13 protein-coding genes and 1 tRNA gene are annotated in these 16,414 nt (G+C 61.2%); 8 read left to right on the forward strand and 6 right to left on the reverse strand.

Going from position 1 to position 16,414, the window contains the following annotated elements:
• Window positions 1-17: 17 nt before the first annotated feature.
• Window positions 18-94, forward strand: a tRNA-Met gene (locus FHT71_RS24910).
• 340 nt (window positions 95-434) lie between these two features.
• On the opposite strand, the gene FHT71_RS24915 is transcribed toward FHT71_RS24910, so the two are convergent.
• The 5 genes from FHT71_RS24915 to FHT71_RS24935 all read right to left on the reverse strand — a co-directional run bounded on the left by FHT71_RS24915 (window position 435) and on the right by FHT71_RS24935 (window position 6,604).
• Window positions 435-1,505, reverse strand: a complete 1,071-nt coding sequence (locus FHT71_RS24915; protein ID WP_132591523.1) for an LLM class flavin-dependent oxidoreductase — start codon at window positions 1,503-1,505, stop codon at window positions 435-437.
• A gap of 67 nt (window positions 1,506-1,572) precedes the next feature.
• A complete protein-coding gene (locus tag FHT71_RS24920; RefSeq protein WP_132591525.1) occupies window positions 1,573-2,727 on the reverse strand; it encodes an acyl-CoA dehydrogenase family protein in 1,155 nt (384 codons plus the stop codon).
• Window positions 2,728-2,747: 20 nt separating this feature from the next.
• Window positions 2,748-3,785: an ABC transporter substrate-binding protein gene (locus FHT71_RS24925; protein ID WP_183722462.1), complete on the reverse strand. Its 1,038-nt coding sequence runs from the start codon at window positions 3,783-3,785 to the stop codon at window positions 2,748-2,750.
• A gap of 10 nt (window positions 3,786-3,795) precedes the next feature.
• A complete protein-coding gene (locus tag FHT71_RS24930; RefSeq protein WP_132591529.1) occupies window positions 3,796-4,974 on the reverse strand; it encodes an LLM class flavin-dependent oxidoreductase in 1,179 nt (392 codons plus the stop codon).
• A gap of 25 nt (window positions 4,975-4,999) precedes the next feature.
• On the reverse strand, window positions 5,000-6,604 hold the full coding sequence (locus tag FHT71_RS24935) for an ABC transporter substrate-binding protein (protein ID WP_183722465.1): 1,605 nt from the start codon (window positions 6,602-6,604) through the stop codon (window positions 5,000-5,002).
• A gap of 273 nt (window positions 6,605-6,877) precedes the next feature.
• On the opposite strand from FHT71_RS24935, the gene FHT71_RS24940 reads away from it, so the two are divergent.
• The 7 genes from FHT71_RS24940 (at window position 6,878) to FHT71_RS24970 (ending at window position 14,704) form a co-directional block, all read left to right on the forward strand.
• Window positions 6,878-7,867: an ABC transporter permease gene (locus FHT71_RS24940; protein WP_183722468.1), complete on the forward strand. Its 990-nt coding sequence runs from the start codon at window positions 6,878-6,880 to the stop codon at window positions 7,865-7,867.
• A complete protein-coding gene (locus FHT71_RS24945; protein WP_132591535.1) occupies window positions 7,864-8,868 on the forward strand; it encodes an ABC transporter permease in 1,005 nt (334 codons plus the stop codon). The genes FHT71_RS24940 and FHT71_RS24945 overlap by 4 nt, the downstream gene beginning before the upstream one ends.
• Window positions 8,868-9,860 (forward strand): ABC transporter ATP-binding protein, encoded by a 993-nt coding sequence (locus tag FHT71_RS24950; RefSeq protein ID WP_007794118.1) that lies wholly within the window; start codon window positions 8,868-8,870, stop codon window positions 9,858-9,860. The genes FHT71_RS24945 and FHT71_RS24950 overlap by 1 nt, the downstream gene beginning before the upstream one ends.
• Window positions 9,841-10,776 carry an oligopeptide/dipeptide ABC transporter ATP-binding protein gene (locus FHT71_RS24955; RefSeq protein ID WP_183722471.1) on the forward strand — a complete coding sequence of 312 codons (936 nt, stop codon included), beginning with the start codon at window positions 9,841-9,843 and terminating at the stop codon, window positions 10,774-10,776. Before FHT71_RS24950 ends, FHT71_RS24955 begins: the two co-directional genes overlap by 20 nt.
• A gap of 12 nt (window positions 10,777-10,788) precedes the next feature.
• Complete coding sequence (locus FHT71_RS24960) at window positions 10,789-11,847, forward strand: aldo/keto reductase (RefSeq protein WP_132591539.1); 1,059 nt, start codon at window positions 10,789-10,791, stop codon at window positions 11,845-11,847.
• A gap of 70 nt (window positions 11,848-11,917) precedes the next feature.
• Window positions 11,918-13,165 (forward strand): acyl-CoA dehydrogenase family protein, encoded by a 1,248-nt coding sequence (locus FHT71_RS24965; protein WP_132591541.1) that lies wholly within the window; start codon window positions 11,918-11,920, stop codon window positions 13,163-13,165.
• Between the two features lie 123 nt (window positions 13,166-13,288).
• A complete protein-coding gene (locus FHT71_RS24970; RefSeq protein WP_132591543.1) occupies window positions 13,289-14,704 on the forward strand; it encodes an FAD/NAD(P)-binding protein in 1,416 nt (471 codons plus the stop codon).
• Between the two features lie 66 nt (window positions 14,705-14,770).
• Here FHT71_RS24970 and FHT71_RS24975 read toward each other — a convergent pair whose 3' ends face one another.
• Entirely contained in the window at window positions 14,771-16,387 is a 1,617-nt protein-coding gene (locus tag FHT71_RS24975; RefSeq protein ID WP_132591545.1) for an ABC transporter substrate-binding protein, read from the reverse strand.
• Between the last annotated feature and the right edge of the window lie 27 nt (window positions 16,388-16,414).

Below are 16,414 nucleotides of genomic sequence, written 5' to 3' on the forward strand. Positions count from 1 at the left end.
AATCGTCACCCGGATGGCGCGGGGTGGAGCAGCCCGGTAGCTCGTCAGGCTCATAACCTGAAGGCCGCAGGTTCAAATCCTGCCCCCGCAACCAATCCCGCCAATCCAAAAAAGCCCCGGTCGGGGCTTTTGCCCTTTCTCCGCTTCGGTTGCCGCAGGCCCTCCCATGAGTTCCTTAAGCAAGCCTTCTGCTCAAGGAACGCCGGGTTCTTCTTGATGTCCTTAAGCGGACTTTTCGCCAAGCATAGCCGATCCGACACCGCGTGACGTCTTCCAGTTCAGCTTTTCTTAAAGCCCTACTTCAACCCGGCGATGAAAGGCAGTCATATAGCTGCAGAACCGGCTGATGATAGAAGACTATTCCGACCAGACACTTTCGGAACGGCCAAGGATCGACATCGAGCGTTCCCCACACTCTTTAACCACTCCGCCCCTCAACTGCGTAGAAGCGGCAGCAACTGGTTTCCCTGTCGCCTGATTTCCGGCAGGTAAGGCGTGTCGGAAAGCACGAAGTGCGTGATGCCCAGATCCTGATACTTGCGTAGGGAGCGGGCGACGTCTGCTGCCGAGCCGACCAGCCAGGTCGTGCCGGCGCCACCGCCGCCGAATTTGCCGGGCGCGGTATAGAGGTTGTCGTCAAGGACATCGCCGGCCTGATGCAGATCGAGTAGTCGCTGCTGACCGACCGCGACTGCCCTGCGGTGATCGCTCCAGCCGGCGCCGCTGCTTTTGGCCATTTGCGCAACCTTGGCCTCGGCATCGGCCCAGGCCTGCTCGGTGGTATCGCGCACCAGCGTGGTGATCCGCAGGCCGAACTCCAGGGGAGGAAGGTCGCGGTCCAGTTCCCGGCTTAACACCTTCAGACGCTCGATCCGCTCGCGGACGCCGTCCAACGGCTCTCCCCAGAAAAGCTGAACATCGGCCTCGGTCGCCGACACTCTTTCGGCCGCTTGCGAGGCGCCGCCGAAATACATCTTCGGATGACGGCGATCTCCGCGGATCTCGATGCGTGGCACGACGGTCGACTCGCCAACGCGAAAGTGCTCGCCATCAAAGGTGACATTCTCTTCGGTCCAGAGCTTGCGAACCAGTCGCATAAATTCCCTGGTGCGGGCGTAGCGCTGTGCTTGATCTCCCTCCTGATCGCCATAGGCGGGGAGATTGTCGAGACCGGACACGATATTGACGCGCACACGCCCGCCGGTCAGGTGATCAAGTGTGGCGGCGGCCGAGGCGAAGTTCGCCGGCCGCCAGTAACCCGGGCGGATCGCGATAAGCGGTTCAAAACTCGTGGTGCGGGCGGTAAGCGAGGCCGCAACGGTGAAGGTGTCTGGCCTGCCCCAACCGGTTCCTATAAGCGCGCCTTTCCAGCCATGCTCTTCGAGTGCCCTGGCCTGTTCCGTCAACGTCGCCAGGCTGTTGTGGTTTTCGACCGCTGTGTCGCCGCGGTGGCCCGCCCTGACGTCATTTGGTATGTACCAGAGAAATTCGCTGTCTTTGCTCATGTTCTGCCTGCACTTGTGAAAGTGAAACGTAAGGCCGTGGCCGTGATGCCGGCCGCTGATCGGCCTTCTATGGCGACGCAACACGGCTGAGCGCATTGCGGGCGGCAATCGTTCTGATCATATGGTTTTGCGGCGCGTGCGAACGGGCGGTGATGGCGTCGCGATGATGGCGCTCGAGTTGAAAATCGCGATTCAGGCCGGGGTTTCCAGCGAGCTCCAGGGCGAGGCTGGTAATTGTAACGGCGTTGTCGATCACAACGTGGCGGACATTCATGCCGTCCATTCCCACCGATTTGCCGGCATCGACGTCTTCACCGAGGGAGCGCAGTAATCTGGCATTGGTTGCAAGCCGGACTTCGATCTCGCCCAGTCCATCCTGGATCCGAGGCAGGGTCGCGATCGGTGAACCGAGGCTGGCCGGCGTATGGTGGGCGGCGAAGGCGAGGACGCGGTCGCGGGCAGAAAGTGCCACGCCGTGGTATACGGCGCCGAGCAGCGAGAAGAAGAAGGCTGTCGCGTGCTCTTCGCGGCGCAGCGGCTCGGATGCGGGTTGCGATTCGATCATGTCGTCCAGCGGAACGACGACGTCATCGAGAACCACATCGTCGCTAGCCGTTGCATGCATACCTGCGGCATTCCACGTCTTTTCAACGCGCAGGCCTGGACTGTCCGTGGGGACGAGGAAGGAAGCCAGGCGTGGCTCCTTCTCATCGGTGAGTGCCAGTAGTGACACCCATTTGAGGACCGGTATGCCGGTGACGTAGCTCTTGTGGCCGGTAATGCGCCAAGTGTCACCGTCACGGCGCGCGATCGTCTCGGGCAGTGACCCGTGTGCGGGCGAGCCGATGCGCGGCTCGGCCTGGGCGGCGTTGATCAGCGCCGGGCCAAGTTGGTTTGCGGTCAGCACTCGTTCGGCAAGATGGGGCGGCCATTTGCCGTAGCGGCGAAGGCTGTAGTGGTTGTTGTAATGCATCGCGAGAACGAGCGCGGTCGAGGGTTCGCCGCGCGCGATTTCGCTCACCACCGCCTGTGCTTCGGTAAGTCCGCCGCCTTGGCCACCATGTTCGCGTGCGGTCACAAGGCCGAGCAGCCCAGCCTCGAACAGACGGTTGAAATTTTCAAATGGAAATTCTCCTGTCGCGTCATGATGGGCGGCGCGCTCGGCAAAATCAACGGCAAGCCGCCGTGCCTTGCCGACGGGGTCGATCATTTCCTGAAGCATGATATCGAACGTCCTTTGGTTCAGGCTACAGCGCGCCGGTCGAGGCCGTCGATGTGGCTGCGGTCGACCCAGTCGGCGATATCGAAGTCGGCGGCGAGAAAGCCGAAATCGCGCAGGAAGTCCTTGTAGTGGCCGATCGCATCCACCAGCTCGGGCTGAAGACCAAGGCCAAGGTGCTTGTGGATGTCGGGACCGTTGGCGGCTAGCACCTGCTCCTCGGTGGCGCCAGCTTCGCGAGCGACGAAGCGTCTCGTTTCGTCAGGATGGGCTTCGGCCCATGCGCTTGCCTTGACGATCGATTCCAGCAGGCGAGCAACGAGATCGGGGCGCTCGTCGGCCAGCAGTTCGTCCACTGTCAGGACGCGCGGCGAACCGGAGTTGATGCGGATCTTCGGATCGGGATGAAAGCCGAACTCGCTCACCTGGACGGCACCGATCAGGTTGGCGACATTGATGCCCGCCGTTCCCTTTACATAGATAGCATCTACCTCGCCGCGGATAAGCGCCGCAACCTCCTCGCCATAGGCCTGCCGGCGCTTCAGCCCGAAGAGCGATGGGCCTTCCTGCGTCGAAAGCACGGAATCTGAAAGCGCGATATCGATGATCTCGACATCGCTAAGCGCCAGGCTTTCGAGCGAAAGTGCCGAAAGGAGCCCCTTCAGTGCGGTGGCGCGCATGAAATCAACGATCCCCTCCGGCCGACGGGCAATGCCAAAGCGGCGTCCCTTCAGATCCTTTGTCGTCTTTATGCCGGTCTCCGGCAGCGTGATGATCGCCTGAAACTCATCGGTCCAAGTGATGCCGACGAGGCGTATCTTGCGCCCCTCCGAGCGCGCGCGGATCGGCGGGACGTTGCCACCATGGCGGAACGACCAGTCGAGCGTGTGATTGAAATGGCTCTGGCGGATACTGCGGTCGGGCGAATCGATGATCGATTTCAGCGTCACGCCTTCCTTGCGGAAGTTTTCCTCGAGATAGCCGAGCTGAGCGGCAAGGCCGACAGGTGTCGGCACGGGGCAGCGCGTGTACCAGATTTCGGAAATGGCATTGCTTGTCATGATGCTCTCCTCAGTAACGCAGGCCGGCTTGCTTCATCAGGGGCAGGACGTCCGAGCCGAAGAATTCGAGATCGTCGCGGAAGTCGAAAAAGCTGAGCTGCAGGCCGTCCACGCCGGCTTCCTTCAGCTTGACGAACTGATCGACCACCTGTTCGGGTGAGCCGATAACACGGATGTTGCCGCCGATGGCGCGATAGGGATCCTGCGGATCGCGTCCCTTCCAGGCATGCGCATCCGAGTTCAGAGACTGGAATCCCTGGGGCGAGCGCTGATCCGCATGCGCAACGATGCGGTCGGCCAGCTCCCAGGCCTCTTTCTCCGTTGGCCGGCAGATCACCATCGGATTGAGCAGCGTGCGGACGGTGCGCCCGACTCCAATTGCCGCGTCCTTGACCCGCTTCGTATGCGCTGGCAGTGACTGCAATGCGCTGTCGATATCGGCGCCGGTCGGGCTGGTGATGAAGACGATGTCCGAATAGCGGCCGGCAAAAGCGATCCCGGCGTCGGAGCCGGTTGCGTTTACGAGGATCGGACGGCCGAAATTGGGCTTCGGCGTGACGAAACCACCACCGAGCTTCCAGCTGCTTTCGCCTTCGAAGGAGAAGTTCTCGCTGTCGCTCCAGAGGCGCTGAACAACTTCAAGGAATTCGGCTGCCAGCTCGTAACGTTTGTCGTGTTCGATACGGGGCCAGCCGAACATCTCGTGCTCGACGGCCCGGTGGCCCGTTACCACGTTGATGCCCCAGCGCCCGCCGGTGATGTGGTCCAGCGTTGCCCCGAATTTTGCCAGATGCAGGGGATGCCACGGGCCGTAAAGCACATGCATGGTCGAGATCAGCATGATCTTCCTGGTAAGGCCCGCCAACGCTGCAATCGATACGAAGCTGTCCAGTGCCTGGCCGTCGAAGACGCCGCCATAGCCGCCTTTCGGCAGCCATTGCGACAACGCAAAGACGAGATCGAAACCGAGTTCCTCAGCCTTCAGCGTCAGGGCCTTGTTGTAGTCGAAACGCCAGTCGGTCGATCTTTCCAGCGTTGATTGCGTCCAGCCGCCGGCCTGGATCGGCAGGAAGAGGCCGAGAAGAACCGGCTGCTTGAGCGCCTGCGACAGGGGGCTTTGCGGAAAGTCGGTCGGGGCCGTAAATTTCGGCAGGCCGACGATCGATCCGGGACGGTGTTGAATGGACATGAATGTGCTCCCGTTTGTCTGGGGATCAGGATGCTGCGACGTAGGCGTAGGCGAGACTGCCTGCGACGCCTTCGCCGCCGACCGTGTGATCGGAGATGCGCTTGTTGTAGATCGTCAGTTCCGGCTGGCTGACGATGTCGATCGCCGGCACGTCCTCGACCAGGATCTGCTGTATCTCGCGCCATTGCTCGACGCGCTTCGCCGGATCGACCTCGATGGCCGCCGCTTCGAGCAGTTGGTCGACCTTGGGGTTGCTGTAGGCTGCTCCGTTTGAGAAGGGGACGCCCGGCTTGAAGTTCTTGCTCCAGTAGAGGCGTTGCACGCCAACCGTAGGATCGAAGAGGTTGCTCATGCCCTCGAACGCGAAGTCGAAATCGCGGTCGGTGTAGATGCGCTTCGTGTATGTTGCGAAATCCTGGCTGCGAACGGTGGCATCGATACCGACCTTGGCGAGCGCCTGGCGAATATACTCTGAGCCACGCGGATAGGTCTCGCCACTTGGCACATAGTCGAGATTGATGCGGGCGCGTATGCCATCGGCGCCGCGTGGGTAGCCGGCCTCATCAAGAAGTTTCTCGGCCGCGGCGAGATTGATCGGAAATGTCTTGAGATCCGGCACATACCATTTTGCAAGGTTGGGATTGATCGGGCCTGGGATGGCGGCGCCATAGCCGTAGTTGATGGTATTGAGGATGACGTTGCGATCGATCACATGGGCGAAGGCGCGGCGCACCCGCACATCCTTGAAGAAGGGCCGCTCGAGGTTGAATTCGATGCGGCTGACGCCGTTTTGATATTGATAGCCATTGGTCTCGAAGGCGAGCGCTTCGACACTCTTCAGCCGCTCGAGGTCGCTGAGTGGTACCGGTGTTGAGGGCGCGAGGTCGATTTCGCCGGTCTCGATCGCGATCGAACGAGCGGCCGCATCCGGAATGAAGCGAACGATCAGCTGATCAAGATAGGGGCGGGGCTGGTCCCAATAGTCGGGGTTGCGTTCATACACAATGTGGCTGCCGCGCACCCACTCCTTGAACTTGAAAGGACCGGTTCCGATCGGCGCCAGATTGGCCGGGTTCTCCGCGACCTTGGTTCCCTCATAGATATGGCGCGGCACGATCGGCGTTTCCGACGCTGCAAGAGCCGTGATCAGGTAGGGTGCCGGCTTGGACAGCTTCAAGATGGCGGTCTGCGCGTCGGGCGTTTCGATGTCGACGAGATTGAGGAAAGTGTTGCGCCCACGCGGATGCACCTCCTTCAGGGTTTTGATCGAGAAGGCGACATCGGCTGAGGTGAAGGGCTGTCCGTCGTGCCATTTCACACTCTCGCGCAGCTTGAACGTGTAGGTCAGTCCATCGGGGCTGACGCTCCATTCTTTGGCCAGCAACGGCTTCGGATTGAGTTCGAAGTCGTAAGTCAGAAGTCCTTCCGTCGTCTTCGGCGAGACGTAGACGGCGTTGAACGCAGTATGCGCGATCGTCGTCAGGACAGGCGGTTCTGCCGAAAGCAGCAGCGTTGCCGTGCCTCCTCGCGTCGCAGCTGCAAAGGCCGGAAGCCGTGCTGCCGCCGTGACGCCAATTGCGACCGAGGCAAGAAGAAAGTTGCGGCGCGTGGGTGCCGGGAATAGTGACATGTGTTCAACCCTCATGATCTTTAGGCCGCTGTGGGCCGCGTCGGTGCTATTCCGCAGATCGCTTCCGGCGTAGAGATTTTTGCCAGCCCTTGGCGGAGAAGGGACATAAAATTCCATACGTAAGCCATGCTCGGTACAGTTTTTCTAAAAGTCATCAATATTTCGATGATGTTGGAATTATTTACCAATATGTATTTGACAAAACACACAGAATTAGTCAACTACTAAGCAACGGGTCGAGGTGGAATATTTTCATATCGCGAGGTGGGGCACATGTCGGCTTACAGGCGGATCGCCAGAACGATCAGCAGGACGATCATTCAGGCTGTCCCGACCATGCTCGGGATCGTCATCCTGAATTTCTTCCTGCTGAAGCTGGCACCCGGCGATGCGGCAGATGTCATGGCGGCGGAATCGGGGTCGGCGACAGTCGAGACCATGGCCGCACTGCGCGAGCGCTTCGGGCTCGATAACCCGATCCTTGTTCAGCTCGCCAACTATCTGAACAACCTCGCGCATTTCAGCCTTGGCTTTTCGCCGCGCTACGGCATGCCCGTCGCCGATCTGATCGGTCAGCGGCTACCCGGCACTCTCGTGCTCATGCTGGCAGCGCTGGCGATTGCAATTGCCGTCGGACTGCTGCTCGGTTCGCTGATGGCGGCGTTTTCCGGGCGCCTGCCGGATCGCATCATTTCCGTCATCTCGCTGCTCTTCTATTCGATCCCCGGCTTCTGGATCGGCCTGATGCTGATCCTTCTCTTCTCGGTCAAGCTCGGCTGGTTGCCGAGCGGGGGCGACAGCACGATCGGCTCGCGACTGACGGGATTGCCGGAGTTGCTGGACAGGGCGCGCTACATGGTATTGCCGGCGACCTCCCTCGCACTCTTCTATCTCGCGATCTATGCTCGCCTGACACGAGCCTCGATGCTGGAGGTCAAGTCGCAGGACTTCGTGCGCACCGCGCGCGCCAAGGGTGTCTCGCCGTTCGTGCTGACTACACGACACGTCCTGCGCAATGCTCTCATCCCGATCACCACGATGGCCGGAATGCACTTTGGCGGCATGCTTGGCGGCGCGGTCGTGGTCGAGACCGTCTATAGCTGGCCGGGGCTCGGACGCCTGGCGTTCGAGGCCGTCATGGCGCGCGATTTCAGCGTGCTGCTCGGCATCCTGCTTCTTTCATCCTTCCTCGTGATTGTCGCGAACGCAGCCGTCGACCTCTTGCAGGCGTGGATCGATCCCCGAATTGGAGCAAGTCGATGAACAGTCGAAAACTTGGAACACTGGCCGGCCAGGCGATCGATTTTGCGCCGCAGGCAAAGATCGAGGCTAGCCAACCAGCCTCGGAAACGCCCAAGCAGCCGCGCTGGACACATATTCACGCCCCTGACGTGCGCGCCTCGGTGTCGGGCCCGGCCTGGCGCGGCATGCGCCGGGAGCTGAAGGTCTTCCTCGCCAACTACAATGCGCTCTTTGGCACGGCTATCCTTCTCCTCGTTGCTCTGTCAGCGCTGTTCGCACCGCTTCTCTACCCGGGCGACCCGTTGGAAATGGTGGCGCGACCGTTCCTCTGGCCCGGCCAGAATCCCGCCTATCCGCTCGGCACCGATTCCATGGGGCGCGATGTGCTGGCCGGCATCGTGCACGGGGCGCGGATATCGCTGACTGTCGGGCTTGCGGCCACAGCACTCGGGCTGACGGCGGGGATCGCCATCGGCGCCGTCGCGGGATACTTCGGCGGTCTGGTCGATGATGTCCTCGTCAAGTTCATCGAGATCTTCCAGACCATTCCAAGTTTCGTGCTGCTTGTGGTCCTCGTGGCCATTGCCCAGCCGACCACTGCGACGGTTACCGTTGCGATCGCAATCGTCAGCTGGCCGACGGTCGCACGGCTGACACGCGCCGAATTCAGGACCATCCGCGAGAAGGACTATGTGCTTGCCGCCCGCAGCCTCGGCTTCGGTCACGCCCGTATCATTTTCCGCGAGATCCTCCCCAATGCGCTGCCGCCGCTGATCGTCACCTCCTCTGTCATGGTGGCTAGCGCCATTCTGATGGAGTCGGCGCTCTCCTTCATGGGGCTTGGCGACCCCAACCGCGTTTCCTGGGGCTCGATGATCGGTGCCGGCCGCGACGTCATCCGCACCGCCTGGTATCTGACGGCGCTGCCTGGGCTTGCGATCGTCTTCACCGTGCTTGCGCTCAATCTGATTGGCGATGGTCTCAACGACGCGCTCAATCCGCGCTTTTCGGAGGATCGCTGATGGCGAAGCTTCTGGAGGTTTCCGACTTCTCGGTGCGCTTTGCGTCCGCCGAGCCTGTGAAGGGCGTCAGCTTTTCGGCCAATCCGGGTGAGATGCTGGCGATCGTCGGGGAATCGGGCTCAGGCAAGTCGCTCACAGCACTCGGTCTGATGGGATTGCTGCCGCGGCAGGCTCGCGTCGGCGGACAGATCCTCTTCGGTGGTCGCGATCTTGTCGGCCTTTCCGAGTGGGAACTGCGCCGCGTCCGCGGCCGCGACATCGCGATGATCTTTCAGGAGCCGATGACGTCGCTCAATCCGGTGCTGACGATCGGCGACCAGATCATCGAGGTGCTGCGCATTCATGAAAATCTCACTCGGCGTCAGGCTCGGGAGCGTGCTATCGCGCTATTGGACCTTGTCAGTATTCCGGAAGCGGCCCGTCGTATCGACGAATATCCACATCAGCTCTCCGGCGGCATGCGCCAGCGCGTGATGATCGCGATTGCCGTTGCCTGCAATCCGAAACTGCTGATCGCTGATGAGGCGACGACCGCCCTCGACGTGACTATACAGGCGCAGGTGTTGCAGTTGCTCGACAACCTCCGCGCCCAGCTGAACATGGCTGTCATCCTGATTACGCATGATCTCGGCATCGTCGCGCAATGGGCTGACCGCGTCGTTGTCATGTATGCCGGACGCAAGATCGAGGAGGGGTTGCCCGATCAGGTGTTCGAGACGCCCTACCACCCCTACACACATGGTCTGCTTTCGGCCTCGCCGCGCCTGAAGGCGGACTACCACTATCGCGACGGGCCGCTTTCGGAGATCCCGGGCTCGATTGTTTCGGCGGCGGGCGAGAAGGGCTGTTCGTTCCGCCCGCGGTGTCCCGCCGCCCGGCCGGCCTGCAGCTTGACTGTGCCTCAACTCATTGCACTTCCCGCCGGACGGCAGGTTGCGTGCCCCTATGTTGCAGCAATTGCGGAGGTCGCTCATGTCGCTCCTGTCGGTTGATCGGCTTGCGACCCACTATTCCGGAACCGGCGGCACCGTGCGCGCCGTAGATGGTGTCTCGCTGGAGATCGCCGAAGGCGAGACAGTTGCGCTGGTCGGTGAGTCCGGCTGCGGCAAGTCCACGCTCGGCAAATCGCTGGTGCGGCTCGTCGACCCATCCTCAGGTAGCGTCACCTTCAAAGGCAGAGACGTCACCGCCATGTCAGAAAGGGAGCTGCGATCCGTCCGCCGCAGCATCCAGATGATCTTCCAGGATCCGTTCGCCTCCCTCAATCCCAGGCAGACGATCCGCACCATCCTCACAGCGCCTCTCGCTGTCCATGGGATTGGCGAGCGTAAGCGTCGCGAAGCGATCGCGGCTGAGATGGTCGCCCATGTCGGCCTGCCGCCTGATGCGCTCGACCGTTATCCCCACGAATTCTCCGGAGGCCAGCGGCAGCGTATCGGGATTGCTCGCGCCCTGATCCTGCGGCCGAAGCTCGTCATCTGCGATGAGCCGGTCTCGGCGCTCGATCTTTCCATTCAGGCGCAGATCCTCAACCTGCTGGTGGAAATGAAGATGGAGCTATCGCTGTCCTACCTCTTCATCTCCCACGATCTTTCGGTGGTTCGCTATTTCGCCGATCGCGTGCTCGTCATGTATCTCGGCCGCATCGTCGAGAGTGCCTCGACAAGTGAGCTCTGGAACAATGCGAAGCATCCTTACACGCAAGCGCTGCTTGCCGCCGTTCCCGACCCGTCGCGGCGCAAGCAGGCCGCCCCCATCACAGGTGATCTGCCGAGCCCGCACAATCCGCCTGCCGGCTGCCATTTCCATACGCGCTGTCTGCTCGCCACCGATATCTGCCGGGCCGAAGACCCGGCATTGCGCCAGTTCGGCAGCGGCCATGCCGCCGCCTGCCACCACGCTCAGTAACAGGAGAATGAAATGGTCGATTATCGTTATCTCGGGCGCAGCGCGCTAAAGATATCACCGCTCAGCCTCGGAACCATGATGTTCGGTGGGCCGACGCCGGATGACGTCGCGTTCCGCATCATCGACAAAGCGCGCGAGCAGGGGATCAACTTCATCGATACGGCTGATGTCTATCACGATGGCAAGTCGGAAGAGGTCGTCGGCAAAGGCATCAAGGCGCACCGCGATCACTGGGTTCTGGCGACGAAGTTCGTCAACTCGCACAAGAAGGGCCCGAACCTTGGTGGCCACTCCCGCAAGTGGGTGATCGAGACCGTCGAGAATTCGCTACGCCGCCTCAACACCGACTATATCGACATCCTCTACTTCCACCGGGCCGTCTTCGACGCGCCGCTAGAAGAGCCGGTGCGCGCGATCGCCGATCTGATCCGCGCCGGCAAGCTGCGTTATTTCGGTGTCTCGAACTTCCGGGGCTGGCGCATCGCCGAGATCGCACATCTGGCCGATCAACTCGGCATCGATCGTCCGGTGGCAAGCCAGCCGCTTTACAACATCGTCAACCGTACGGCCGAAGCCGAGCAATTGCCGGCAGCTCATCACTACGGTCTGGGCGTCGTTTCCTATTCGCCGCTTGCTCGTGGTGTCCTGACCGGCAAGTACGAACCGGGCAAGGAGCCGGCGGCCGACACACGTGCCGGTCGCGGAGACAAGCGCATCCTGGAGACGGAATGGCGTCCTGAATCGATTGCCATTGCTTCTGAGATCGCCGCTCATGCTACTCGCAAGGGGATTTCGCCGACGGAGTTCGCGCTCGCCTGGGTGCTGAACAATCAGCTGATCTCGGCGGCCATCACTGGCCCGCGCACGGAAGATCATTGGGACAGCTACATCCGCGCGCTCGACGTCAAGCTCGATGCCGAAGATGAGGCGCTGGTCGACCGATTGGTCACGACGGGCCATCCCTCGACGCCCGGCTTCAACGATCCAAGCCATCCGGTCGAAGGTCGCGTGCCGCGTAGTGCCGCGGGAGGTGCGGATAATGTGGTGCCGCTGACGCGCGCTGTTGCCTGAGCATGACACGAGGGATCCGCCTTGCCGGTGGATCCCTCCATCTCTTTCCTTTGGCCGAGAAGGTTCCTGCATGCCGAATACCGCTCCTTCAGCACCGTCTACCACTCCGACGCCTGCGGAGGAGGTGAACGATCTCTCGAAGCTATTGGCAAAAATTCCGGCACTGGCAGCTGAAATTTCCAAAGAGGCGGCAAGACGCGATCTGGAAAGGGAGCTTCCATTTGATGCCTTTCGCCTGTTCAAGGAAGCCGGGCTGGGTGCACTGCGTATTCCCGTGGCGCTCGGCGGTCCCGGTGGATCCGTTGCCGACTACATCGAAACGATCATGGCGATTGGAGCGGCAGATTCGAATGTCGCCCACGCGCTGCGCAGCCATTTCAATTTCACCGAGAGCCTTATCCTCAGCCCCAATACCGCAATCGACCGCACACAGCTCGGCCGCGTTCTCTCCGGCAAGCTTTTCGGTGGGGCTCATACCGAGCAGGGCACCAAGCGGCCAGGTGAAGTGACGACACGTTTGACAAGGGCAGGCGATGGCTATCGTCTGAACGGCCGCAAGTGGTACGCGACTGGAACCGCCTTTTCTGACTTTGCCTCCTTCAGTGCCAAAAACGACGAAGGCGATCTTGTCAGCGTGCTCCTGCCGGTTGACCGCAAGGGCATCGCCATTCTCGACGACTGGGAGGGCATGGGCCAGCGCCTGACGGCGAGTGGCGGTGTCCTGCTGGAAGACGTCGAGGTGCTGCCGCACGAAATTTCGAAGCGGGGTCTCAATACACTCGTCGGCCGCCACACATCAACGTTGCGCCAGCTCCATCTGGCCGCCTCGATGGCGGGCGCGGTGCGCGGCGCGCTTGAGGAGGGCACCGAGTACGTGCGCCGGCAAGCGCGGTCAGCGGCCCACAGCGCAGCCGAGACGGCGAATGCGGATCCCTTCGTGCAGAAGGTGCTGGGCGAGATCGCAGCCGGCTCCTTTGCCGTAGACACGTTGATCCGCGAAGCTGCTCGCGCATTGGACCGCACGGCGGCGGCCTTTTCAGTCGGCGATGCCGAGAGTATCGAAGCCGCATTGGTCGAAAGTGCGCTGACGACCGCGCGCAGCCAGATCGTCACCTCGCAGATTGCGCTGGCGGCGGCCACCAATGTCTTCGAGCTCGGCGGCGGCTCTGCGACGTCGCGCCATCTCAATCTCGACCGGCACTGGCGCAACATCCGCACGGTGCTCAATCACAACCCGCTGCTGCACAAGGCGAGGGTGGTCGGCGACTATTACATCAACGGAATCACGACGCATCTGGAGGAAGGCAAGGTCTTCTGAAATCTCCGCCGCCTCGGTGGTAACCGCTTGATCGCGTAGCGACGTTTTCCCGGCTTGCGTCAGCAGGCCGATTTCACCCCACGATACACCAAGCCCTATCGTCACGATCGGGGAGGAGGTTCATTGCGCATTGATCGTATTCCGCACCATTCGGTTGCCATCGTCGGCGGCGGTTTTGCCGGGGCGCTGATTGCGCTGAAATTGTTGGAGCGAACCGAAGTGCCCCTGGCGATCACGATCGTCGAGCGGCGAGAGGAGCTCGGCCGGGGCGTCGCCTACAGCACCACCGACCCTGTCCATCTGGTCAACGGGCCGGCGGAAATCTTCTCCCTCTATCCCGAAGACCCCGGCCATCTGTCGCGCTGGCTTGTCGAGAACGGTCCGGCCAACGGCTGGGTGCCTCCTGCCGAGGTGGGCTCAAGCAGCCCGCCGCGTCATCTCTACGGAACTTATGTCCGCGACGAGCTTGCCCGCGCCGGTGCCACCGCGCGGCTCGGTTCTACGCTTCGGCATATCAGGGCATCGGCATCCGCACTGGTTGCAACACCGCACCGGATCCGTATCACAACGGCTGACGGTACCACCGTCGAAGCCGATGAAGCGGTCCTGGCACTTGGCGTCTTCCAGCCGCGGCTCCCGGCCGCTGAGAGTGCCCTTGCTCGTCATGCACGCTTTGCCGCCAATCCGTGGGATGGAGATGCCCTGGAGCGCCTGACTGGCTGCGAAGAGATTCTCCTTATCGGTTCCAGCCTGTCGATGGTCGACGCCGTTGCCAGCATGGAGGCGAGGGGTTATCGCGGCCGCTATCGGGTGATATCGCGCCGAGGTCAATTCGTGGAAGGCCGTAGGACTGTCGATGCAGCGCGCGATTTTCTCGCCGATGGCCCGTTGCCCGCAACTGCTCGAGAACTGCTGTCGCGCGTGAAGGCGGAACGGCGTGCCATTTCGGCAGCCGGTGCCGACTGGCAGGGCCTACCGCTCGCGATCCGACCCCATATCCCGTCCCTGTGGCAGGGCGCGAGTGATCGTGAGCGATTGCGCTTTACCAGGCATCTACGGGCCTTCTGGGATGTTACGGCGCACCGATCGGCGCCGGAGAGCCATACGACGATCGAGACCGTGATCGCCGAAGACCGTCTGGCGTACGGTCGCGCTCGTCTGCTTGGCTTTGCCGTCGAGGGAGACCAAATCGTCGCCCAACTGGGGACAAGAACGGGCATCGAGAACGCGAGGTTTGATGGTGTCATCGACTGCCGCGGTCATCAGTTACACGATTGGCGGCAGATTGCAGATCCCTTCGTCAAGAGCCTGCTTGCAAATGGCGAGGTCCGGCCCCACAGCACGGGCTATGGTATCGATGCGACATCCGAGGGGGACCTCGTCAATGAGGAAGGTCGTGTTCATCGCAATCTCAGCGCGATAGGGCATCCGCTGCGTGGCGTCGCATGGGAATCGAGTTCGATTACCGAGCAGCGCGCGCAGGCAATCGCGCTCGCCGATCGCATCCTTGCGAAATTTACGCCGATCCGCATCGCCTGACGTGTTCTTGAAGCAGAAAGGGGCGCATCGCCGATGCACCCCTTTCTTGTGAAGGCCGCCGCCCGGTCAGCCTTCGCCGTCCTTAATATAGACCTCCGCGAAATTGGACTGCACGCCCTCGGCCCCGATCGTGTGATTTTTCACGCGCTTGTTGAAGACGGTGACGTTCTCCAACGCAATTAGGTTCACCACCGGCACCTCATCGGCAATGATTTTCTGGAAGGCATAGAACTGCTGCTTGCGCTTCTCGTCGTCGATCTCGACGGAAGCCGCTTCCAGCAGCTTGTCGACCTCGGGGTTGGCGTAGTGGCTGGCGTTCGAGAACGGCAAGCCAAGTTTGAAGTTTTTCGACCAGTAAATGCGCTGCACGCCGAGTGTCGGATCGAACTGATTGCCAAGGTATTCCGCCGTCACGTCGAAAGCGCGGTCAGTGTAGACCTTCTTGATGTAAGTCGAGAAATCATAGGAATCGATCGTCGCGGTAATGCCGATGCGCGTCAGGTTCTGCTTGAGATATTCGGCGACCCGCTTGAAGCCTTCATTGTAGGAATTGTGCGTAAGGCGCAGATTGAAACGGACCCCGTCGGCGCCACGCGTGTAGCCGGCTTCGTCAAGCAGCTGTTCGGCCGCCTTGAGATCGAAGGCGTAGGGCTTGATCGAGGCATCCAGATAGCGCGGAAGGAAGGTGCTGATCGGGCTCGGCGAGACATGACCGTAGCCGTACCACACGGTGTTGAGGACGACATTGAGGTCGATCGCATGAGCAATCGCCCGGCGAACAGCAACATTTTTCAGGTATTCGTTGTCGAGATTGAAGATCAGCTGGGTCTGATCTCCCTTCGTCTCGTAGCCGCGCGAATCGATGCCGATGTTCGGAAGCGCTTTAACGCGTTCAAGGTCGCTCAGGGGGATTGGATTGTCGCCGCCAATGTCGAATTCGCCGGTCTCGAAGCCGGCAGCGCGGGCCGCGCCATCCGGCACGAAGCGCACGACGACTCGGTCGAGATAGGGTTTTCCGGCGTCCCAGTAGTCCGGATTGCGTTCCAGGATAACGTGGGAGCCGCGTACCCATTCCTTGAAGACGAAAGGTCCTGTTCCGATCGGCGCGCCGCCGTTCGGGTTAGTTGGGACGTCGGCAATCTTGACGCCATCATAAATGTGCTTTGGTACGATCGGCGACTCCGCGGCATAGAGCGCGCTCAGAAGGTAAGGTGCAGGCTTTGAAAGCCTGATCACGGCGGTCGACGGATCCGGCGTGTCGACCTTGGTTACGTTGGCGAATGTGCCCCGCCCGCGCGGGTGTACCTGCTTCAAAAGCTCGATCGAATAGGCGACGTCATCGGATGTAAATGGCTTGCCGTCGTGCCATTTCACATTCTGACGCAGCTTGAACGTGTAGCTCAAGCCGTCTTCGCTTACTGACCATTCCGTCGCGAGCTGCGGTTTGGGCGTCAGATCGAAATCGTAGGTCAGCAGGCCTTCGGTGATCTTTGGGCTGATTTTCTGCGTGCCGCCTGCTGTGTGGGCCAGTGTGAGAACGGTAGGCGGCTCGGGCTCGACGATAAAGTTCAGAGTGCCACCCGTCGTTGCAGCCGTCGTCTCGGCGAATGCCCTGAGCGGCACGAGAGCCGTAAGGCTTGTCAAGGCAAGCAGTTTGTTGAGGTGGCGTCTGCGAATGTCCATCAATACCCCCTGAGTTGCGAGAGACGC

The organism is Rhizobium sp. BK060 (genome assembly GCF_014193145.1).
Taxonomy (GTDB): Bacteria; Pseudomonadota; Alphaproteobacteria; order Rhizobiales; family Rhizobiaceae; genus Rhizobium.

What these genes read in the sequence shown, in the direction of transcription:
- FHT71_RS24915 (WP_132591523.1), bottom strand. Translation starts at nt 1,505, where the DNA reads ATGAGCAAAGACAGCGAATTTCTCTGGTACATACCAAATGACGTCAGG.
- FHT71_RS24920 (WP_132591525.1), bottom strand. Translation starts at nt 2,727, where the DNA reads ATGCTTCAGGAAATGATCGACCCCGTCGGCAAGGCACGGCGGCTTGCC.
- FHT71_RS24925 (WP_183722462.1), bottom strand. Translation starts at nt 3,785, where the DNA reads ATGACAAGCAATGCCATTTCCGAAATCTGGTACACGCGCTGCCCCGTG.
- FHT71_RS24930 (WP_132591529.1), bottom strand. Translation starts at nt 4,974, where the DNA reads ATGTCCATTCAACACCGTCCCGGATCGATCGTCGGCCTGCCGAAATTT.
- FHT71_RS24935 (WP_183722465.1), bottom strand. Translation starts at nt 6,604, where the DNA reads ATGTCACTATTCCCGGCACCCACGCGCCGCAACTTTCTTCTTGCCTCG.
- FHT71_RS24940 (WP_183722468.1), top strand. Translation starts at nt 6,878, where the DNA reads ATGTCGGCTTACAGGCGGATCGCCAGAACGATCAGCAGGACGATCATT.
- FHT71_RS24945 (WP_132591535.1), top strand. Translation starts at nt 7,864, where the DNA reads ATGAACAGTCGAAAACTTGGAACACTGGCCGGCCAGGCGATCGATTTT.
- FHT71_RS24950 (WP_007794118.1), top strand. Translation starts at nt 8,868, where the DNA reads ATGGCGAAGCTTCTGGAGGTTTCCGACTTCTCGGTGCGCTTTGCGTCC.
- FHT71_RS24955 (WP_183722471.1), top strand. Translation starts at nt 9,841, where the DNA reads ATGTCGCTCCTGTCGGTTGATCGGCTTGCGACCCACTATTCCGGAACC.
- FHT71_RS24960 (WP_132591539.1), top strand. Translation starts at nt 10,789, where the DNA reads ATGGTCGATTATCGTTATCTCGGGCGCAGCGCGCTAAAGATATCACCG.
- FHT71_RS24965 (WP_132591541.1), top strand. Translation starts at nt 11,918, where the DNA reads ATGCCGAATACCGCTCCTTCAGCACCGTCTACCACTCCGACGCCTGCG.
- FHT71_RS24975 (WP_132591545.1), bottom strand. Translation starts at nt 16,387, where the DNA reads ATGGACATTCGCAGACGCCACCTCAACAAACTGCTTGCCTTGACAAGC.